Source organism: Enterobacter sp. NFIX59, from assembly GCF_900113755.1.
GTDB classification, from domain to species: domain Bacteria; phylum Pseudomonadota; class Gammaproteobacteria; order Enterobacterales; family Enterobacteriaceae; genus Enterobacter; species Enterobacter pseudoroggenkampii.
Genome location: NZ_FOQN01000005.1, coordinates 181,548 through 196,598 on the forward strand (window position 1 = coordinate 181,548; position 15,051 = coordinate 196,598).

Below are 15,051 nucleotides of genomic sequence, written 5' to 3' on the forward strand. Positions count from 1 at the left end.
CTTCGGGCGCCATTTTTGTTTATGCGGGAAGAATGAGCTCGTCGTAGCCTTTCGACTGGGTATAAAGCATCACGTCCGTCACCCGATCGCCGGCCATGCGAATGGCATCGGCAACGGTTTTCCCCTCAACAATGCCGCTCACCAGCTCTGAACAGAACAGGTCTCCCGTCCCTTTCAGATTGGTTTCTACCCGCGGATGCGCGCTGACGGTCACGCCTTCATTCGTCACCAGCACCACGTGGATGTTTTGCGGGTCGTCAGCGACCGGCGCGCTGGTGATCGCCACCCACTTCAGGCTGTCAGAGAGCAGTCCCTGTGCCGCCGCGATGGCGCTTTCCGGCGTACGGCACGGTTTGCCGCTTAACACTTCCAGTTCAAAGACGTTTGGCGTGATCCCCTGCGCCAGCGGCAGCAGATGCTCCCGATACGCTTCGGGGATCTCGGGCTTCACGTACATTCCGCTGTCGATATCGCCGATAACCGGGTCGACCAGCACCAGCAGGTCGGGATGCTGCGCTTTGACCGCCTTCAGCCACTGCGCCAGCAGGACGATCTGGCTGGCATTTCCCATATAGCCGGTAGTGACCGCCTTAAGCTCGCGCAGGATCTCGCGCTCTTCCAGCGCCTTCAGGTAACCGCTGAACCACTCGTCGGGGATCACTCCACCATAAAATGTGTCGTAGTGCGGCGTGTTGCTAAACAGTACCGTCGGCACGGCGGTGACGTTCAGCCTGTGGGTTCGAATATTCGGTACCGCAATGCTGTTCCCCACGCTGCCGTAAACCACCTGCGACTGCACGGCGACAATATCGGTTTGCTGCGCCCGGGTATTATCCCGGAATAGAATCATCTCCATGACGCTTAAATCCCCGCCCCCTGCGAATAACTCTCTTCACCAAAGACGCCGGTAGACAGATAGCGATCGCCGCGATCGCAAATAATCGCCACCACCACCGCGCCCGGATTTGCCTTTGCTACCCGAATCGCACCCGCTACCGCGCCGCCCGAGCTGACGCCGCAGAAGATGCCTTCGCGCACGGCCAGCTCACGCATGGTATTTTCCGCCTCGCGCTGGTGAAGATCCAGCACCAGGTCCACAAGCTGCGCATTAAAGATGCCGGGCATATACTCCGCAGGCCAGCGGCGAATGCCCGGAATGCTGCTCCCCTCTTCCGGCTGCAGGCCGACAATGGTGACGGCTTTATCCTGCTCGCGCAGAAAGCGCGATACCCCGGTAATAGTGCCGGTGGTACCCATGCTGGAGACAAAATGGGTGATACGCCCGTCGGTTTGCTGCCAGATTTCCGGGCCGGTGGTGGTGTAGTGCGCGTACGGGTTGTCCGGGTTATTAAACTGATCGAGCAGTTTACCTTCGCCGCGCTCGGCCATTTCTAACGCCAGGTCGCGCGCGCCTTCCATCCCCTGCTCTTTGGTCACCAGAATCAGCTCGGCTCCGTAGGCACGCATCGCGGCGCGGCGCTCCTGGCTCATGTTGTCCGGCATCAGCAGCTTCATGCGATAGCCTTTCAGCGCCGCAATCATCGCCAGCGCGATACCGGTGTTGCCGCTGGTGGCTTCAATCAGCACGTCGCCCGGCTTAATCTCGCCGCGCTTTTCGGCCTGGACAATCATCGACAGCGCCGCGCGGTCTTTCACCGACCCCGCCGGGTTATTGCCTTCGAGTTTGACCCAGATTTCGCTGCCGTTGTCTGGCCCCATGCGCTGAAGCTTGACCAGAGGCGTGTTGCCGATGGTGTTTTCGAGTGTATTCACGTTTTTTACTCAATAAAAAAGCCGGGCGCGCGCAGCGATCCCGGCCTACAAGACGCAGTGATAACTGTAGGCCCGGTAAGCGCAGTGCCACCGGGCGATAAACATCCTAATAACCTATCAGGCTGACTCCGCGAGAGCAATATCCTCGCGCGTCTCGATGCGCTCCTTGCCGTGATAGATACGGGCGTGCTGCAGACCGACAAACAGGCGCTCTCCCCGGTGCGGCGGCACGTCGTCGCGCATGACCACGGTCAGCGGCTCGGTATACCAGCCCAGGGGCTGTACCACCAATTGGGTGTAGTGACCTTTAGGGCTAGCTTCCAGCACCTGCACCGGCAGCGGTGAATCCAGGCTGGTTCGGCGGCTCACGTCCACTTCCCACGGACGCAGGAACAGATCGACCGGTCCCTGATGCGCGGAGGTATAGCCCAGCGGCCAGCGGTGCGCGCCCACGTGGAACTGCCCACCGCGAATAGTACCCTGAAGACGGTTTACCTCGCCCATAAACTCCAGCACGAAGCGGGTCGCCGGTTCGCGCCAGAGCTGCTCCGGCTCGTCAACCTGCTCAATGTTGCCCTGGCTCATGACCACCACGCGATCCGCGACTTCCATCGCCTCTTCCTGGTCATGGGTCACGAAGACGCTGGTGAATTTCAGCTCTTCATGGAGCTGACGCAGCCAGCGGCGCAGCTCTTTACGCACCTGTGCATCCAGCGCGCCGAAAGGTTCATCCAGCAGCAGAATTTGCGGCTCAACGGCCAGCGCACGCGCCAGCGCCACGCGCTGTTTCTGCCCGCCGGACAGCTGGGCCGGGAAACGATCCGCCAGATGAGCCAGCTGCACCATCTCCAGCAGTTTGGTCACCTTCGCCTTAATGGTTGCTGCATCCGGGCGCTCGCGACGCGGCAGCACGGTCAGGCCAAACGCGATGTTGTCGAACACGGTCATGTGGCGGAACAGCGCGTAATGCTGGAACACAAAACCTACTTTACGATCGCGGGCATGCAGGCGGCTCACGTCGGTGCCGTGAAAGCGGATATGCCCGCTGGTCTGATGCTCAAGCCCGGCGATAATACGCAGCAGCGTAGTTTTACCCGAGCCAGACGGCCCCAGCAGCGCCACCATTTGTCCGGAAGGGATATCCAGCGAGATATCATTCAGCACCTGGGTGCGACCAAAAGACTTCTTAATATTGGCAATCTCAATGCTCATGATTTCCCTCCTGATGCTGACGTTTTTCCTGATTTTCTAAACGCCACTGCACCACACTCTTCAAAAACAGGGTCAAAATGGCCATCAGCGTCAGCAACGCTGCGGCAGTAAACGCGCCGATGGTGTTGTAGTCCTGCTGCAGCAGTTCAATCTGTAGCGGTAGCGACAGGGTTTCACCGCGAATGGAACCGGAAACAACGGAAACGGCACCGAACTCACCAATCGCGCGGGCGTTGGTCAGCACCACGCCGTAAAGCAGCGCCCAGCGAATGTTCGGCAGCGTCACGCGGCGGAACATCTGCCAGCCCGAAGCCCCCAGCAGCACCGCCGCTTCGTCTTCGTTGCTCCCCTGGCTTAACATCACCGGCACCAGCTCGCGCACCACAAATGGACAGGTCACGAAGATGGTAACCAGCACCATGCCTGGCCAGGCGAACATGATCTGCAGGTTATTCGCATCCAGCCAGCCGCCCAGCGGGCCGTTGGAGCCGTAAAAGAGCAGGTATACCAGGCCCGCCACCACCGGCGACACGGCAAACGGAATATCCAGCAGGGTAAGCAGCAGCTGACGTCCCGGGAAGTTAAAGCGCGTTACCAGCCACGCCAGCAGGGTACCGAACACCAGGTTCACCGGAACGGTAATCAGGGCAATCAGCACGGTCAGCCAGATGGCGTGCAGCATATCCGGGTTCGCCAGGTTTTCCAGCGCGGGCATCAGACCCTTGCTGAACGCCTGAACGAAGATATAAATCGTCGGCACGACGAGAATGAGGGCGGACACCAGTACGCCCGCCCCAATCAGAAACCATTTACCCCAGTTGATGCGGGGTGCATCGTATCGCTTCAATTGCGTAACTTCCGCCATCAGTGACCTACCACACGTCGACCAAAGCGACTTTGCAGAGTGTTAATCGAGTACAGCAGCAGCAGCGAGGCCGCCAGGATCACCGAGGCAATTGCGCTCGCCGCCGGATAATCAAACTCCTGCAAACGGATGAAAATCATCAGCGAAGTGACTTCCGTTTTCCAGGCGATGTTCCCGGCGATAAAAATCACGGCGCCGAACTCGCCGAGGCTGCGGGTAAACGACAGCGCGACGCCCGCCATCAGCGCCGGAGAGAGCTCCGGCAGCACCACCTTGCGGAAGCTCTGCCAGCGCGTGGCGCCCAGCGTTTCCGCCGCTTCTTCGTATTCCGGACCCAGTTCTTCCAGCACCGGCTGCACGGTACGGACCACAAATGGGATGCTGGTAAAGGCCATCGCCACCGCGATACCGAGCCAGGTATAGGTCACCTTGATGTCAAATTTCGCCAGCCACTCGCCGTACAGCCCGTTCACGGAGAAGAGCGACGCGAGGGTTAAGCCCGCCACCGCCGTCGGCAGCGCAAACGGCAGATCCATCAGGGCGTCAAGCAGCGTGCGGCCCGGGAAGCGATAGCGGGTTAAGATCCACGCCATCAGCAGGCCAAACACGCCGTTAAAAATGGAGGCGACAAACGCCGATAGCAGGGTCACCTTATAGGCCGCCACCACCTGCGGGTTGGTGACCACGTCCCAGTACTGCGCCCAGCTCATCTGAGCAAGCTGCATCACCAGCGCGCTGAGCGGCAACAGCAGGATCAGGCAGACGAACAGCAGGCTGGTCCCGAGGCTTAAGGTAAAGCCCGGCAGCACGCGTTTTGTCGAAACTGCAAACATTACTTATGCCCCGCAGCCAGCAGTTTGTCTAACTCACCGCCGCTGGCAAAATGCGTTTTCATCACGTCTGGCCAGGAGCCGAAATGATCTTCCACGCGGAACAGCGCGGTCTGCGGGAATTTGTCTTTCAGCTTGTTCATCACGTCCGGGTTGTTCACGCGGTAGTAGTAATCGGTAATGATGGTCTGCGCCTGCGGGCTGTACAGGTAGTTGAGATAGGCTTTTGCCGCTTTCTCGGTGCCGTTTGCCTGCACGTTTTTATCCACCCACGCCACCGGGAACTCGGCCAGGATGTTAGTTTTCGGGATAACGACCTCGAAGCCCTGCGCTTCGTACTGTTTGCGGATGTTGTTCACTTCCGACTCGAAGCTGATCAGCACATCGCCGAGACCGCGCTCTGCGAAGGTCGTGGTCGCCCCGCGGCCGCCGGTATCAAACACTTCGACATTTTTCAGGAACTGGGTCATGAACTGCTCGGTTTTGGCTTTATCGTTACCGTCAGCCTTGTCCGCCGCGCCCCACGCGGCTAAATAGGTATAACGCGCGTTACCGGAGGTTTTTGGGTTTGGGAAAATCAGCTTCACGTCGGAACGGACCAGGTCGCTCCAGTCGTGGATATTCTTCGGGTTGCCCTTACGCACCAGGAAGCCCATGGTGGAGTAGAACGGCGAGCTGTTGTTCGGCAGACGACTCTGCCAGTCCGCCGGAAGCAGCTTGCCTTTGTCGTGCAGGATCTGCACGTCAGTGACCTGATTGTAGGTCACCACATCCGCTTTCAGGCCCTGCAAAATCGCCAGCGCCTGCTTGGACGACCCGGCGTGGGACTGCTTGATGGTCAGCTTATCGCCGTTATTGTCTTTCGCCCACTGCTGTTCGAACGGTGGGTTAAGGGCGGCAAACAGCTCGCGGGAGACGTCATACGAACTGTTTAACAGTTCAGTCGCCTGCGCCTGTGCCACCAGCAGTAAACCTGCCAGCGCCAGAGTTCCTTTTTTTAGTACAGTAACGGCCATTGCGCACCCTTATAAATGTGATGACTATCTTATAGTCATAATATTTATAACGGGGATGAAAGGAGTAACGGTTTTATATACCGTTTGGTGATTTAGAAGCAGAAAAGGGAATAAGGGGTGCGGCCTGATGCCCTCACCCCAGCCCTCTCCCACAGGGAGAGGGAGTAAGGCTATTACAGCGCCAGCAGACGCTCAACGGACGGTGCAAAGTAGTAGCCGCCGGTCACCGGTTTGGTGAAGCGCAGCATGGCGTCGCGCTTACCGTCGGTATCGCCGAACATGCTCAGCAGCTGCTGCTCAATGTTATACAGGCGCGCGCAGTAGGCGCAGAAGTAGAGGCCGTGCGTGCCGCTTGCGGTACCGTACGGCAGGCTCTGGCGAACAATCTTCAGCCCTTTGCCGTCTTCCTTGAGGTCAACGCGGGTCAGGTGAGAGGTAACGGGACGGTCGTCGCCGTCGATCTCTTCGTTGGCTTCTTTAGTACGACCAATCATCATCTCCTGGTCGTGCACGCTCATACGGTTAAGCTGCTTGAGGTTGTGCTCCCAGCGCTGCACGAACACGTAGCTGCCGCCCGCGTCCACGCCGTCTTTAATCACCGCCACGTCGCGACGAACCTCTTCACCCGCCGGGTTTTCCGTCCCGTCGACGAAGCCGCTCAGATCGCGCTCTTCCACCCAGCGGAAGCCGTGAACCTCTTCCTGCACCTCAATGCTGTCGCCAAAGGCCGCCACAGCGGCCTGGGCAACGGAAAAGTTCACGTCGTGACGCAGGGAGAGAATGTGGATCAGCACATCATATTGGGTCGCAGGTGCCAGACCTTTGCCGTAAGGGATGAAGTCCTTCAGCTCTTCCGCCCCTTCGCCACCGCTCAGCTGACGCCAGACGTTATTGCCAAAGGCAACAACGGCGCCGAGGTGGGCTTCCGGGAATTTGGCCTGGAAGGTGGCCAGCTTATCAACAAACGCTTTACTGGCCGCACGCAGGGCATCCACGTCCCCTTTAACATTGGCTTCAATCCAAATCGCCGCGCGGCAATGTTCTGGCAAAATGCCACTCTGAACCTGAGACATCGCTCCTCCTGAAATAAAGATGCCACGTCAGCGTGGCATTGATGGCGGGTATTATACCCGGATTTCAGCGAGGCGGTTTGTTCAGGCGCAAATTACTGCTTCCAGAGTATTTTGCTCACTTTCCAGCTCTTGAGCGTGTCGTCAGACGGCATCAGTCCTTCCGGTCCGCTCCAGGTTCCGGTGAAGACATAGCTGATGTGCTGGCTGCCTTCCGCCTTACATTCCACCGCGACCTTGTCGTCAGACGGCACGCTGGTGCAATTGCCAAAAGCCTGCTTATAAAGATCGCTAAACGGGGTCCCTACTTTCACGCCGCTAGCGGTCGGAATATCTTCATCCATCACCGCAATTCGGTTTACCGTGCCTTTGTCACCGTTGATCACCAGCGCCAGCTTGTCGCCCTTCAGCGCTTCGTAATAGCGAACAATATTGCCATTCTCCGTTTTCATGCCGCTGCGCAGACGGTAATCGCTGCTGAGCGCATCCTGAATAGCATTCTGATCCAGCGCCGTCGCGGCGGTAATTTTCCCCACGCCCTGCTCGGTCACTTCCGTTGATGAGCCAAACCAGTTCCACGGATACGCGGCGGACCAGTTAATGGAGGAGAGCGTCGAACAGCCGGTCAACGCCAGCGGGAGAGCGCATAAAAGTAAACGCAGCGATTTCATTGAAACGTCCTTTCTAATTAAATCAACGCTTGTTGGAGTGCGACATCGGCAAAAAGTGCCGGATTAATCATCCTGAGGCGCAAAACAGGCGCGAAGACGCGGGTTTGTCAGCAGCCACAGCAGCGCCACAATATCGGCAACCACCAGCGCAACGCCGGTGCCCGTCAGCGGCTCACCGTACCACCAGAGTACCGGCTGCCAGAAGAGCAGCGCAATCTGGGCAAGGATCAGCAGCCCGCGAAGCGCGCGCCACAAACGCGGGATCGCCTGCCGCCGGCCGCTACACAAAAACGCCACCACCGCCGGTACGCCCGGCAGTAGTCCGAGCCAGAAGGCGTCGTGATCGGGATAAAAGAGATTCAGCAGCGTGTCGCCCTGCCCACGCGACGCGGCGGCCATCACAAACAGCACCCAGGTCCGGGCCTGTAGCAGCAGAACGCACCAGAATAAAAAGGGCAGCCTGACACGACCCTGCGCGTCATAGTCTGCCGGATGGATCTCAGTACTCTTCATCTTCGATCAGACGCTTGCCCAGAGTCAGCACGTCAGCGTGCTCGTAGCCCAGACGCTCATACATGCCCAGCACGACGTCGTTATCTTCCCGCACCATGATCTGGATCTTTGGGCAGCCGCGGGCGATCAGCTTCTTCTCGAGTCGGTTCAGCAGCGCATTGGCAATGCCGCGGCCACGGTATTCCGGGTGAACGCCCAGATAATAGGCCGAGCCGCGGTGGCCGTCGTAACCGCCCATTACCGTCCCCACAACCTCGCCATTAACTTCCGCGACCAGAAACAGACTGACGTCGTGATTCACCTTACGTTCGATATCCATTTCCGGATCGTTCCACGGACGCAGCAGATCGCAGCGCTCCCAAAGGGTGATCACCTCTTCGAAATCTTCCTGGCGAAAAACGCGTATCTCCATGGTATTAACCGCCTTTTCGGGTTTAAAAACAGTGATTATGGCGCGAAGCACGCCTTTAGCCAATAACCGGGGAAAATCTCGCCAAAATTTGGCATAATGTCACTTTGTCACGTATTGAAATGAAAAGTAAAACAATTCTCAATATGGACTGTCGTAACGGGAAACACGATACGATATAACACCAGGACCCCATTTTTTAGTATTCAGGCCGCATGAGCACATTCAAACCATTAAAAGCACTCACATCGCGTCGTCAGGTTCTCAAAGCGGGGCTGGCGGCCTTAACGTTAACGGGCATCGCAAAGCAGGCTCAGGCGAAAGACGAGAGCACGCTCAAAACCAGTAACGGACACAGCAAACCGAAAGCCAAAAAGCCGGGCGCGAAGCGTCTGGTGATGCTCGACCCAGGGCACGGCGGTATTGATACCGGCGCCATCGGCAAAAACGGGTCGAAAGAAAAACACGTCGTGCTGGCAATTGCAAAAAATGTGCGCGCAATTTTACGCAGTAACGGCATTGACGCCCGTCTGACGCGCTCTGGCGATACCTTTATTCCGCTGTATGACCGCGTAGAGATCGCCCACCAGCACGGTGCGGATCTGTTTATGTCGATCCACGCCGACGGCTTTACCAACCCTTCTGCGGCTGGTGCCTCGGTGTTTGCACTTTCCAACCGTGGCGCCAGTAGCGCCATGGCGAAATACCTCTCCGACCGCGAAAACCGGGCGGATGAAGTCGCCGGGAAGAAAGCCACTGACAAAGACCACCTGCTACAGCAGGTGCTGTTCGACCTCGTGCAGACGGATACGATCAAAAACAGCCTGACGCTCGGCTCGCATATTCTGAAGAAGATTAAGCCAGTGCATCGTCTGCACAGTAAAGGCACCGAGCAGGCGGCGTTCGTGGTCCTGAAATCACCGTCCATCCCGTCCGTGCTGGTGGAAACCTCCTTCATTACCAACCCGGAAGAGGAGCGACTCCTCGGCACCACGGCGTTTCGTCAGAAGATCGCCAACGCCATCGCCTCCGGCATTATCAGTTACTTCAACTGGTTCGATAACCAAAAAGCGCACTCCAGGAAACGTTAATGAAACCCGATGCTCAACTGGTCAAAACCTTCCTGCTGCAGCTGCAGGATGAAATCTGCCAGAAACTGGCCGCCGCAGACGGCGGTGAATTTCAGGAAGATACCTGGCAGCGCGAGGCCGGAGGCGGTGGGCGCAGCCGCGTGCTGCGAAACGGCGGCATCTTCGAACAGGCGGGCGTGAATTTTTCCCACGTTCACGGCGACGCCATGCCTGCGTCTGCGACGGCACATCGTCCCGAGCTCGCAGGCCGCAGCTTCGAGGCGATGGGCGTCTCGCTGGTGGTGCATCCGCACAACCCGTTTGTGCCGACCAGCCACGCCAACGTGCGCTTTTTCATTGCGGAAAAACCGGGCGCCGACCCGGTCTGGTGGTTCGGCGGCGGTTTCGACTTAACGCCCTATTACGGCTTCGAAGAGGATGCCGTGCACTGGCACACCACCGCGCGGGATCTTTGCCTGCCGTTTGGCGAAGACGTCTATCCGAAATTTAAAAAGTGGTGCGACGACTACTTTTACCTGAAGCACCGCGACGAGCAGCGCGGCATCGGCGGGCTGTTCTTTGACGATCTCAACACGCCGGATTTTGATACCGCGTTCAGCTTTATGCGCGCGGTGGGTGAAGGCTATACCGACGCGTACCTGCCGATTGTCGAACGCCGTAAAAACACCAACTATGGCGTGCGCGAACGTGAGTTCCAGCTCTACCGTCGGGGGCGCTACGTGGAATTTAATCTGGTGTGGGATCGTGGGACGCTGTTCGGCCTGCAGACCGGCGGGCGCACGGAGTCGATTTTAATGTCGATGCCGCCGCTGGTGCGCTGGGAATATGACTGGCAGCCGGAAGCGAACAGCCCGGAAGCTGCCCTTAGCGAGTTTATTCAGATCCGCGACTGGGTGTAGTTTACCTGACCTGATGACGGCTAGCGCCTTATCAGGCCTGCAACGACTGAGGCACCGCCCCGCAGGCTGGATAAGGCGCAAAGCGTCGTATCCGGCACAATAATGTCATCACGCCCACTGGCGCATACGCTGATGCAGCGTCAACGACGGTTTCTCCGCAAACAATTGCTGATAGTCAGTGGCAAACTGCCCCAGATGCCAGAATCCCCACTGCATGGCGGCGTCTTTTACCGTCACGCTTTGCGACCACGGGCTTATCAGCTCGCGACGCACGGCGTTCAGACGAATACGTTTTAACCAGGCATTCGGACCAATTCCGAGTATCGTATGAAAGGCGTTTTGCAGCGTCCGACGGCTGACGTGCAACTGATTACACAGGTCAAGTACGGTCAGCGGCTCTGACATATTTTCCAGCACATATTCGCGCGCACGCGACAGCAGGCGACGATAGCTCTGATGGCTGATACTCTCGGCCGTGATTATCGGCTGCGCTTCTTCCAGCATTGTGCCCATCGCCAGCAGCAGGTTATCGCCCAGCACTTTGCGTACCGCAGGTTGATGGAGGTTTACCGGATTCTCGCTAAATGTCGCCAGCGCCTGCTGCACAAAGCCCCATAGAGCAGCTTTGTGTTGTTCTTTCACTTCCAGCGCCGACTGGTTACGCAGCATATGCATCACCCTTTCCGGGTTATGCAGGAAGTTGGCCTGACGGGCAATCGCCTCTTCCGAAATAACGACGCCCAGAATGGTGTAATCATCTGGCGTACTCAGTTCAAACTCCGTCCCGCCCGGGCGGGTGGCAATTTCAGCGTTACCCAGACACTGGGTGCCGATAAATCCCTGTTCGCCGCGCGTGGCCGGAATACCAAACCAGAACGAGTTCGGCCAGACAAGACATGACTGACGCAGCGCCAGTCCGGTGTATTCACGGAAAACCTGAATATCGTCGAGCAGGATTTCCGTGAACTCGCCATGAAATTTTCCCGGATGCAGCTGGTCGTAGATTTGCTGCCAGGCGGTAATCGTCAGCGCATGCTCATACACATCCGTTGTGCGCCGCTGATGAACGTTGTCCACCTCCACTTTCGGCGTAAGTTTAACGTCTTCGGGTAATGCTTCATGATAAAGATGGTGCAGGTTTGCAGTTCGGGTCTTTTTCATGATCTTTTAAGCCGGAAGCCTCCACGAAGCCCCCGGCCCTCCGACAGGTTAATTTTTTAAGCGATAGCGACTACTGCGTTTACGCAACGCTCCGTGAGAAAAGAGCTGTTCCAGCGCCTTTCTGGCTTCATCCAGTGACCAGCCAAAGTGGGCAGCCACTTCCCCTGCCGTCATTCCTTGACGGACCGATGCCAACAGCGTCAGAAGTTGCTCAGAGGATTCAGACGTCAACGGGGCATCCTGCGTCTTCTGCGGATTTACCTCTGTTTTCACTTCTGGCTTCTGTTCTGGTTTCTTCGGCTGGCGCGTAAAACCGCCGATCAGCCACTGGGTGTCATCGTCCGGCCGGCCTATTTCCTTACGGCTGATAACACGGCCTGTACGCGCTGCGGCAGCGCTGCCGGCATCCAGCGCTGCGCGGCACGCAGCCAGATCGCCTTCCACCACCAGCGTCAGCCGGCCAGGATCGAGCACTTCGTGGCTCAGCAGACGCACGTTAGCGGCTTTCAACATGGCATCTGCCGCGTCGACGGCAGCCACCATGCCATCCACTTCCAGTAATCCCAGTGCATTGATCATCACTACCTCTCTTACGCGCGCTGGACTGGATTACGGGCAATATCCAGCACGGCATCAGCAAAGGCGTTACAGGCGGCTTTACAGGCGGCCTGGCTACCGGTCAAAAACGCGGCCGAATAGTTGGTTTCTGACGGTGGCGGCACATAGGTGACAATCTGCACATCGGCAGATTTCAGCGCAGCATCAATACCCAACGTCGCCTCCAGCGGCGGCGCCACCAGATACGCCATCGGATCGCCAGGTCGGCATCCTGCGGTCGCCGAGAGATACGACCCGGTACGCGAAACCACATGCGCCAGGAAAGCGGTATCTTCTGCGTCATTTGCCCACTGGAAAGCCGCACCGCTTTCAATATTGGCCACCATCGCGTCCAGACCTGCGCGAACTTCGGCCGGGTTTGGCCCTCCGAGCATAATCAGCACTTCGCCCGAGGTTGGAGAGGGGCTGTGCGCCGCGCCGGCATACAGCGAGCGGCCATAAACCACTTCGACCATTGCCTGTTTTGTCGCTTCGTCTGCGGCAATATACGCCACGTCATCAGAATCTGCTGTGATGAGTCCAAGGCTACGTATATGTGGCGGTAATTTAAGTTCACGGGCAAAACCGTCATTTACCGAGGCAATCACGCGCATTGCGGTGACTGAAGGTCTAATCAAATCTAATGCTGGCATGATGCCTCCTTAACGGGTCATATTGATGCCGGATGCTTTTTGCTCCAGCATGCGCCTGGCCAAATCCACAATCACCGCCGCCGCTTCAACCGGTGGCGTACCGCCCTGGTGAATATTCGAGATACAGGTACGGTCAGCTTCAACGGTCGTCGCCACGCGCGGCGAATAGACGGCATAGCAGGAAAGGCTTTCAGACTGGCCAAGGCCCGGACGTTCCCCAACCAGCAGGATCACCGCTTTCGCACCAAGCAGTTCGCCGATCTGATCTTCGATTTTCACGCGACCATAGCGAACAAAGAACGGTGTCCCAACCTTCAATCCAGCCTGTTTTAAGCCCGACAACAGCGGCGGCAGGATCTCTTCGTAGTTGGCGGTGATGGCGTCGGTAGACAGGCCATCAGAGATAATCACCTGCACATCCGGGTTCATTACACACTGTGATTTCAGCGCTTCAATGGCTTCCGCACTCAGACGACGCCCCAGATCCGGGCGCGTCAGGTACAGGTTTTTGTCACTGATTTCCGAGCGTACTTCCAGCAGCCCCTGGGCTTTTACCCACTCTTCGGGCACTTCTTTCAACACCGTGTCTTTTGAACGCGAGTGATCGGCCAGGAAACGCAGCAGCGCCTGAGTGCGCGGGCGTGGACCGGCACGGCCGGTACATACACGCGCGGCGGTGCTGCGACGCAGCTCGGTCAACACCTCTGCGCGATGCGGGTTCTCAACGCCAATCCACGCTTTGGCCTCGGCTGAGCCTAAATCCATTGCACAGCTTTCACCCGTTGGTGCAGCACACTGCGCGGTGCTACATTTCTCTTCAGGTGACGACGCTTGCGCCTGCGGCTGCGACTCTCCCATTGACGCCATAACGCTGCGTACAATTTCTTCAATCTGTTTTTGATCCATCGTGTGTCATCCCCGCGTCATCAGAAGAACAGTGACGGATCGCCCGCCCGTTTGGTCAGGCGACCGTTTGCCATAATGCCCATGGTTTCCAGCCAGCGTTCAAACTCCGGCGACGGCCGTAAATTCAGCAACTGACGGACGGTGGCGGTATCGTGAAAGGCGGTGGTCTGATAGTTGAGCATGATGTCGTCACCGAGCGGCATGCCCATGATGTAGTTGCAGCCAGCGGTGGCGAGCAGAATCATCAGGTTTTCGTTGAGGTTCTGGTCAGCATCAGCATGGTTGGTGTAGCAGCAGTCGCAGCCCATTGAGATGCCACTCAGCTTGCCCATAAAGTGATCTTCCAGACCCGCGCGAATAATCTGACGATCGTTGTACAGATACTCCGGCCCGATAAAGCCCACCACGGTGTTCACCAGAAACGGATCGTAGTGACGCGCCAGCCCGTAGTTACGCGCTTCCATCGTCACCTGATCGGCACCGAAGTTAGCGCCTGCGGAGAGCGCAGACCCTTGTCCGGTTTCGAAGTACAGGCAGTTTTCACCGGCGATGCGGTTAAACTCCGCGCCCACTGCGCGTGCTTCATCCAGCATCGCCAGCTCAACGCCGAACTCTTTTAAGCCTTTCTCGCTGCCGCAGATACTCTGGAAAATCAGCCCGCCCGGCGCGCCGCGACGGATCGCTTCGATCTGGGTGGTAACGTGTGCCAGTACGCAGCCCTGGGTCGGGATGTTGAATTTATCGATAACGCCGTACACGGTATCCAGTACGCGGCTTAAGTTTTCCACATCATCCGTCACCGGGTTTACGCCAATTACCGCATCGCCCGCACCGAAGGAGAGTCCCTCGTAGATTTGTGCCGCAATACTCTGCACGTCATCACGGGTGTCGTTCGGCTGTAAACGACAGCTGAAAGTGCCAGGCAGACCAATAGTGGTGTTGGCCTTTTTGATCACCGGCATTTTCTTACCGCCGTAGATCAGGTCCGCGTTAGAGCAGATTTTTGCTACCGCGGCGACCACTTCCGACGTTAACCCTTTACGCGTAAACGCAATGTCATCAACGGAGGTTTCATCGCTCAGCACGTACTCGCGCAGTTCGCTGATGCTCCAGTTTTTGATGCGGTTATAGGCCGTTTCGTTGACGTCATCCTGAATCAGACGCGTGACGCAGTCCTCTTCATAGGAAATCACCGGGTTATTGCGGATATCCGCCACCGTCATTTCTGACAGCACCTGCTTGGCCGCCACGCGCTCCTGCGAACTGGTTGCAGCTACCCCTGCCAGCACATCCCCCGAACGCAGTTCGTTGGCTTTTGCCAGCACCTCTTTCACATCCTTAAACTGATAAACATTGCCGAACAATGTGGTCTTTAGTTTCATAAG

At 57.6% G+C, this 15,051-nt stretch carries 17 protein-coding genes; 2 read left to right on the top strand and 15 right to left on the bottom strand.

What is annotated here, in order from left to right:
* Window positions 1–19: 19 nt before the first annotated feature.
* The 10 genes from pdxK to BM007_RS17505 form a co-directional block, all read right to left on the bottom strand.
* The gene (gene pdxK / locus BM007_RS17460) at window positions 20–856 is read right to left on the bottom strand and encodes a pyridoxine/pyridoxal/pyridoxamine kinase (protein WP_090420067.1); all 837 of its coding nucleotides are present in this window, start codon (window positions 854–856) and stop codon (window positions 20–22) included.
* A 5-nt stretch (window positions 857–861) separates the two neighbouring features.
* The gene (cysM, locus tag BM007_RS17465) at window positions 862–1,773 is read right to left on the bottom strand and encodes a cysteine synthase CysM (RefSeq protein ID WP_061714682.1); all 912 of its coding nucleotides are present in this window, start codon (window positions 1,771–1,773) and stop codon (window positions 862–864) included.
* A gap of 117 nt (window positions 1,774–1,890) precedes the next feature.
* Entirely contained in the window at window positions 1,891–2,985 is a 1,095-nt protein-coding gene (gene cysA, locus BM007_RS17470) for a sulfate/thiosulfate ABC transporter ATP-binding protein CysA (RefSeq protein WP_008501607.1), read from the bottom strand.
* Complete coding sequence (gene cysW / locus BM007_RS17475; RefSeq protein ID WP_090420070.1) at window positions 2,975–3,850, bottom strand: sulfate/thiosulfate ABC transporter permease CysW; 876 nt, start codon at window positions 3,848–3,850, stop codon at window positions 2,975–2,977. The genes cysA and cysW overlap by 11 nt, the downstream gene beginning before the upstream one ends.
* Entirely contained in the window at window positions 3,850–4,683 is an 834-nt protein-coding gene (gene cysT, locus BM007_RS17480) for a sulfate/thiosulfate ABC transporter permease CysT (RefSeq protein WP_004123378.1), read from the bottom strand. The genes cysW and cysT overlap by 1 nt, the downstream gene beginning before the upstream one ends.
* Window positions 4,683–5,696: a sulfate ABC transporter substrate-binding protein gene (locus BM007_RS17485; RefSeq protein ID WP_032646709.1), complete on the bottom strand. Its 1,014-nt coding sequence runs from the start codon at window positions 5,694–5,696 to the stop codon at window positions 4,683–4,685. Before BM007_RS17485 ends, cysT begins: the two co-directional genes overlap by 1 nt.
* Before the next feature lie 173 nt (window positions 5,697–5,869).
* Window positions 5,870–6,769 (bottom strand): Dyp-type peroxidase, encoded by a 900-nt coding sequence (locus tag BM007_RS17490; RefSeq protein ID WP_023332959.1) that lies wholly within the window; start codon window positions 6,767–6,769, stop codon window positions 5,870–5,872.
* 92 nt (window positions 6,770–6,861) lie between these two features.
* Window positions 6,862–7,437 (bottom strand): RpoE-regulated lipoprotein, encoded by a 576-nt coding sequence (locus tag BM007_RS17495; protein ID WP_032659315.1) that lies wholly within the window; start codon window positions 7,435–7,437, stop codon window positions 6,862–6,864.
* A 63-nt stretch (window positions 7,438–7,500) separates the two neighbouring features.
* Entirely contained in the window at window positions 7,501–7,950 is a 450-nt protein-coding gene (locus tag BM007_RS17500) for a DUF2919 domain-containing protein (protein ID WP_090420073.1), read from the bottom strand.
* Window positions 7,937–8,362 carry a GNAT family acetyltransferase gene (locus BM007_RS17505; protein ID WP_024907604.1) on the bottom strand — a complete coding sequence of 142 codons (426 nt, stop codon included), beginning with the start codon at window positions 8,360–8,362 and terminating at the stop codon, window positions 7,937–7,939. Before BM007_RS17505 ends, BM007_RS17500 begins: the two co-directional genes overlap by 14 nt.
* A gap of 212 nt (window positions 8,363–8,574) precedes the next feature.
* Between BM007_RS17505 and amiA the strand changes: the two genes are divergently transcribed.
* Together amiA and hemF are read left to right on the top strand one after the other, a co-directional pair.
* Window positions 8,575–9,450, top strand: a complete 876-nt coding sequence (gene amiA / locus BM007_RS17510) for an N-acetylmuramoyl-L-alanine amidase AmiA (protein WP_024907603.1) — start codon at window positions 8,575–8,577, stop codon at window positions 9,448–9,450.
* A complete protein-coding gene (gene hemF, locus BM007_RS17515) occupies window positions 9,450–10,349 on the top strand; it encodes an oxygen-dependent coproporphyrinogen oxidase (RefSeq protein ID WP_032646715.1) in 900 nt (299 codons plus the stop codon). The genes amiA and hemF overlap by 1 nt, the downstream gene beginning before the upstream one ends.
* A 108-nt stretch (window positions 10,350–10,457) precedes the next feature.
* Here hemF and eutR read toward each other — a convergent pair whose 3' ends face one another.
* From eutR to eutB, 5 genes are read right to left on the bottom strand one after another with little or no spacing between them, the layout of a single operon-like run.
* Complete coding sequence (eutR, locus tag BM007_RS17520) at window positions 10,458–11,510, bottom strand: HTH-type transcriptional regulator EutR (RefSeq protein WP_090420076.1); 1,053 nt, start codon at window positions 11,508–11,510, stop codon at window positions 10,458–10,460.
* Window positions 11,511–11,558: 48 nt separating this feature from the next.
* A complete protein-coding gene (eutK, locus tag BM007_RS17525; protein ID WP_090420079.1) occupies window positions 11,559–12,089 on the bottom strand; it encodes an ethanolamine utilization microcompartment protein EutK in 531 nt (176 codons plus the stop codon).
* Between the two features lie 11 nt (window positions 12,090–12,100).
* On the bottom strand, window positions 12,101–12,760 hold the full coding sequence (gene eutL, locus BM007_RS17530; protein ID WP_024907599.1) for an ethanolamine utilization microcompartment protein EutL: 660 nt from the start codon (window positions 12,758–12,760) through the stop codon (window positions 12,101–12,103).
* Window positions 12,761–12,769: 9 nt separating this feature from the next.
* Window positions 12,770–13,666: an ethanolamine ammonia-lyase subunit EutC gene (gene eutC / locus BM007_RS17535; protein ID WP_024907598.1), complete on the bottom strand. Its 897-nt coding sequence runs from the start codon at window positions 13,664–13,666 to the stop codon at window positions 12,770–12,772.
* Between the two features lie 20 nt (window positions 13,667–13,686).
* A complete protein-coding gene (eutB, locus tag BM007_RS17540; protein WP_003038029.1) occupies window positions 13,687–15,048 on the bottom strand; it encodes an ethanolamine ammonia-lyase subunit alpha in 1,362 nt (453 codons plus the stop codon).
* Window positions 15,049–15,051: the final 3 nt, after the last annotated feature.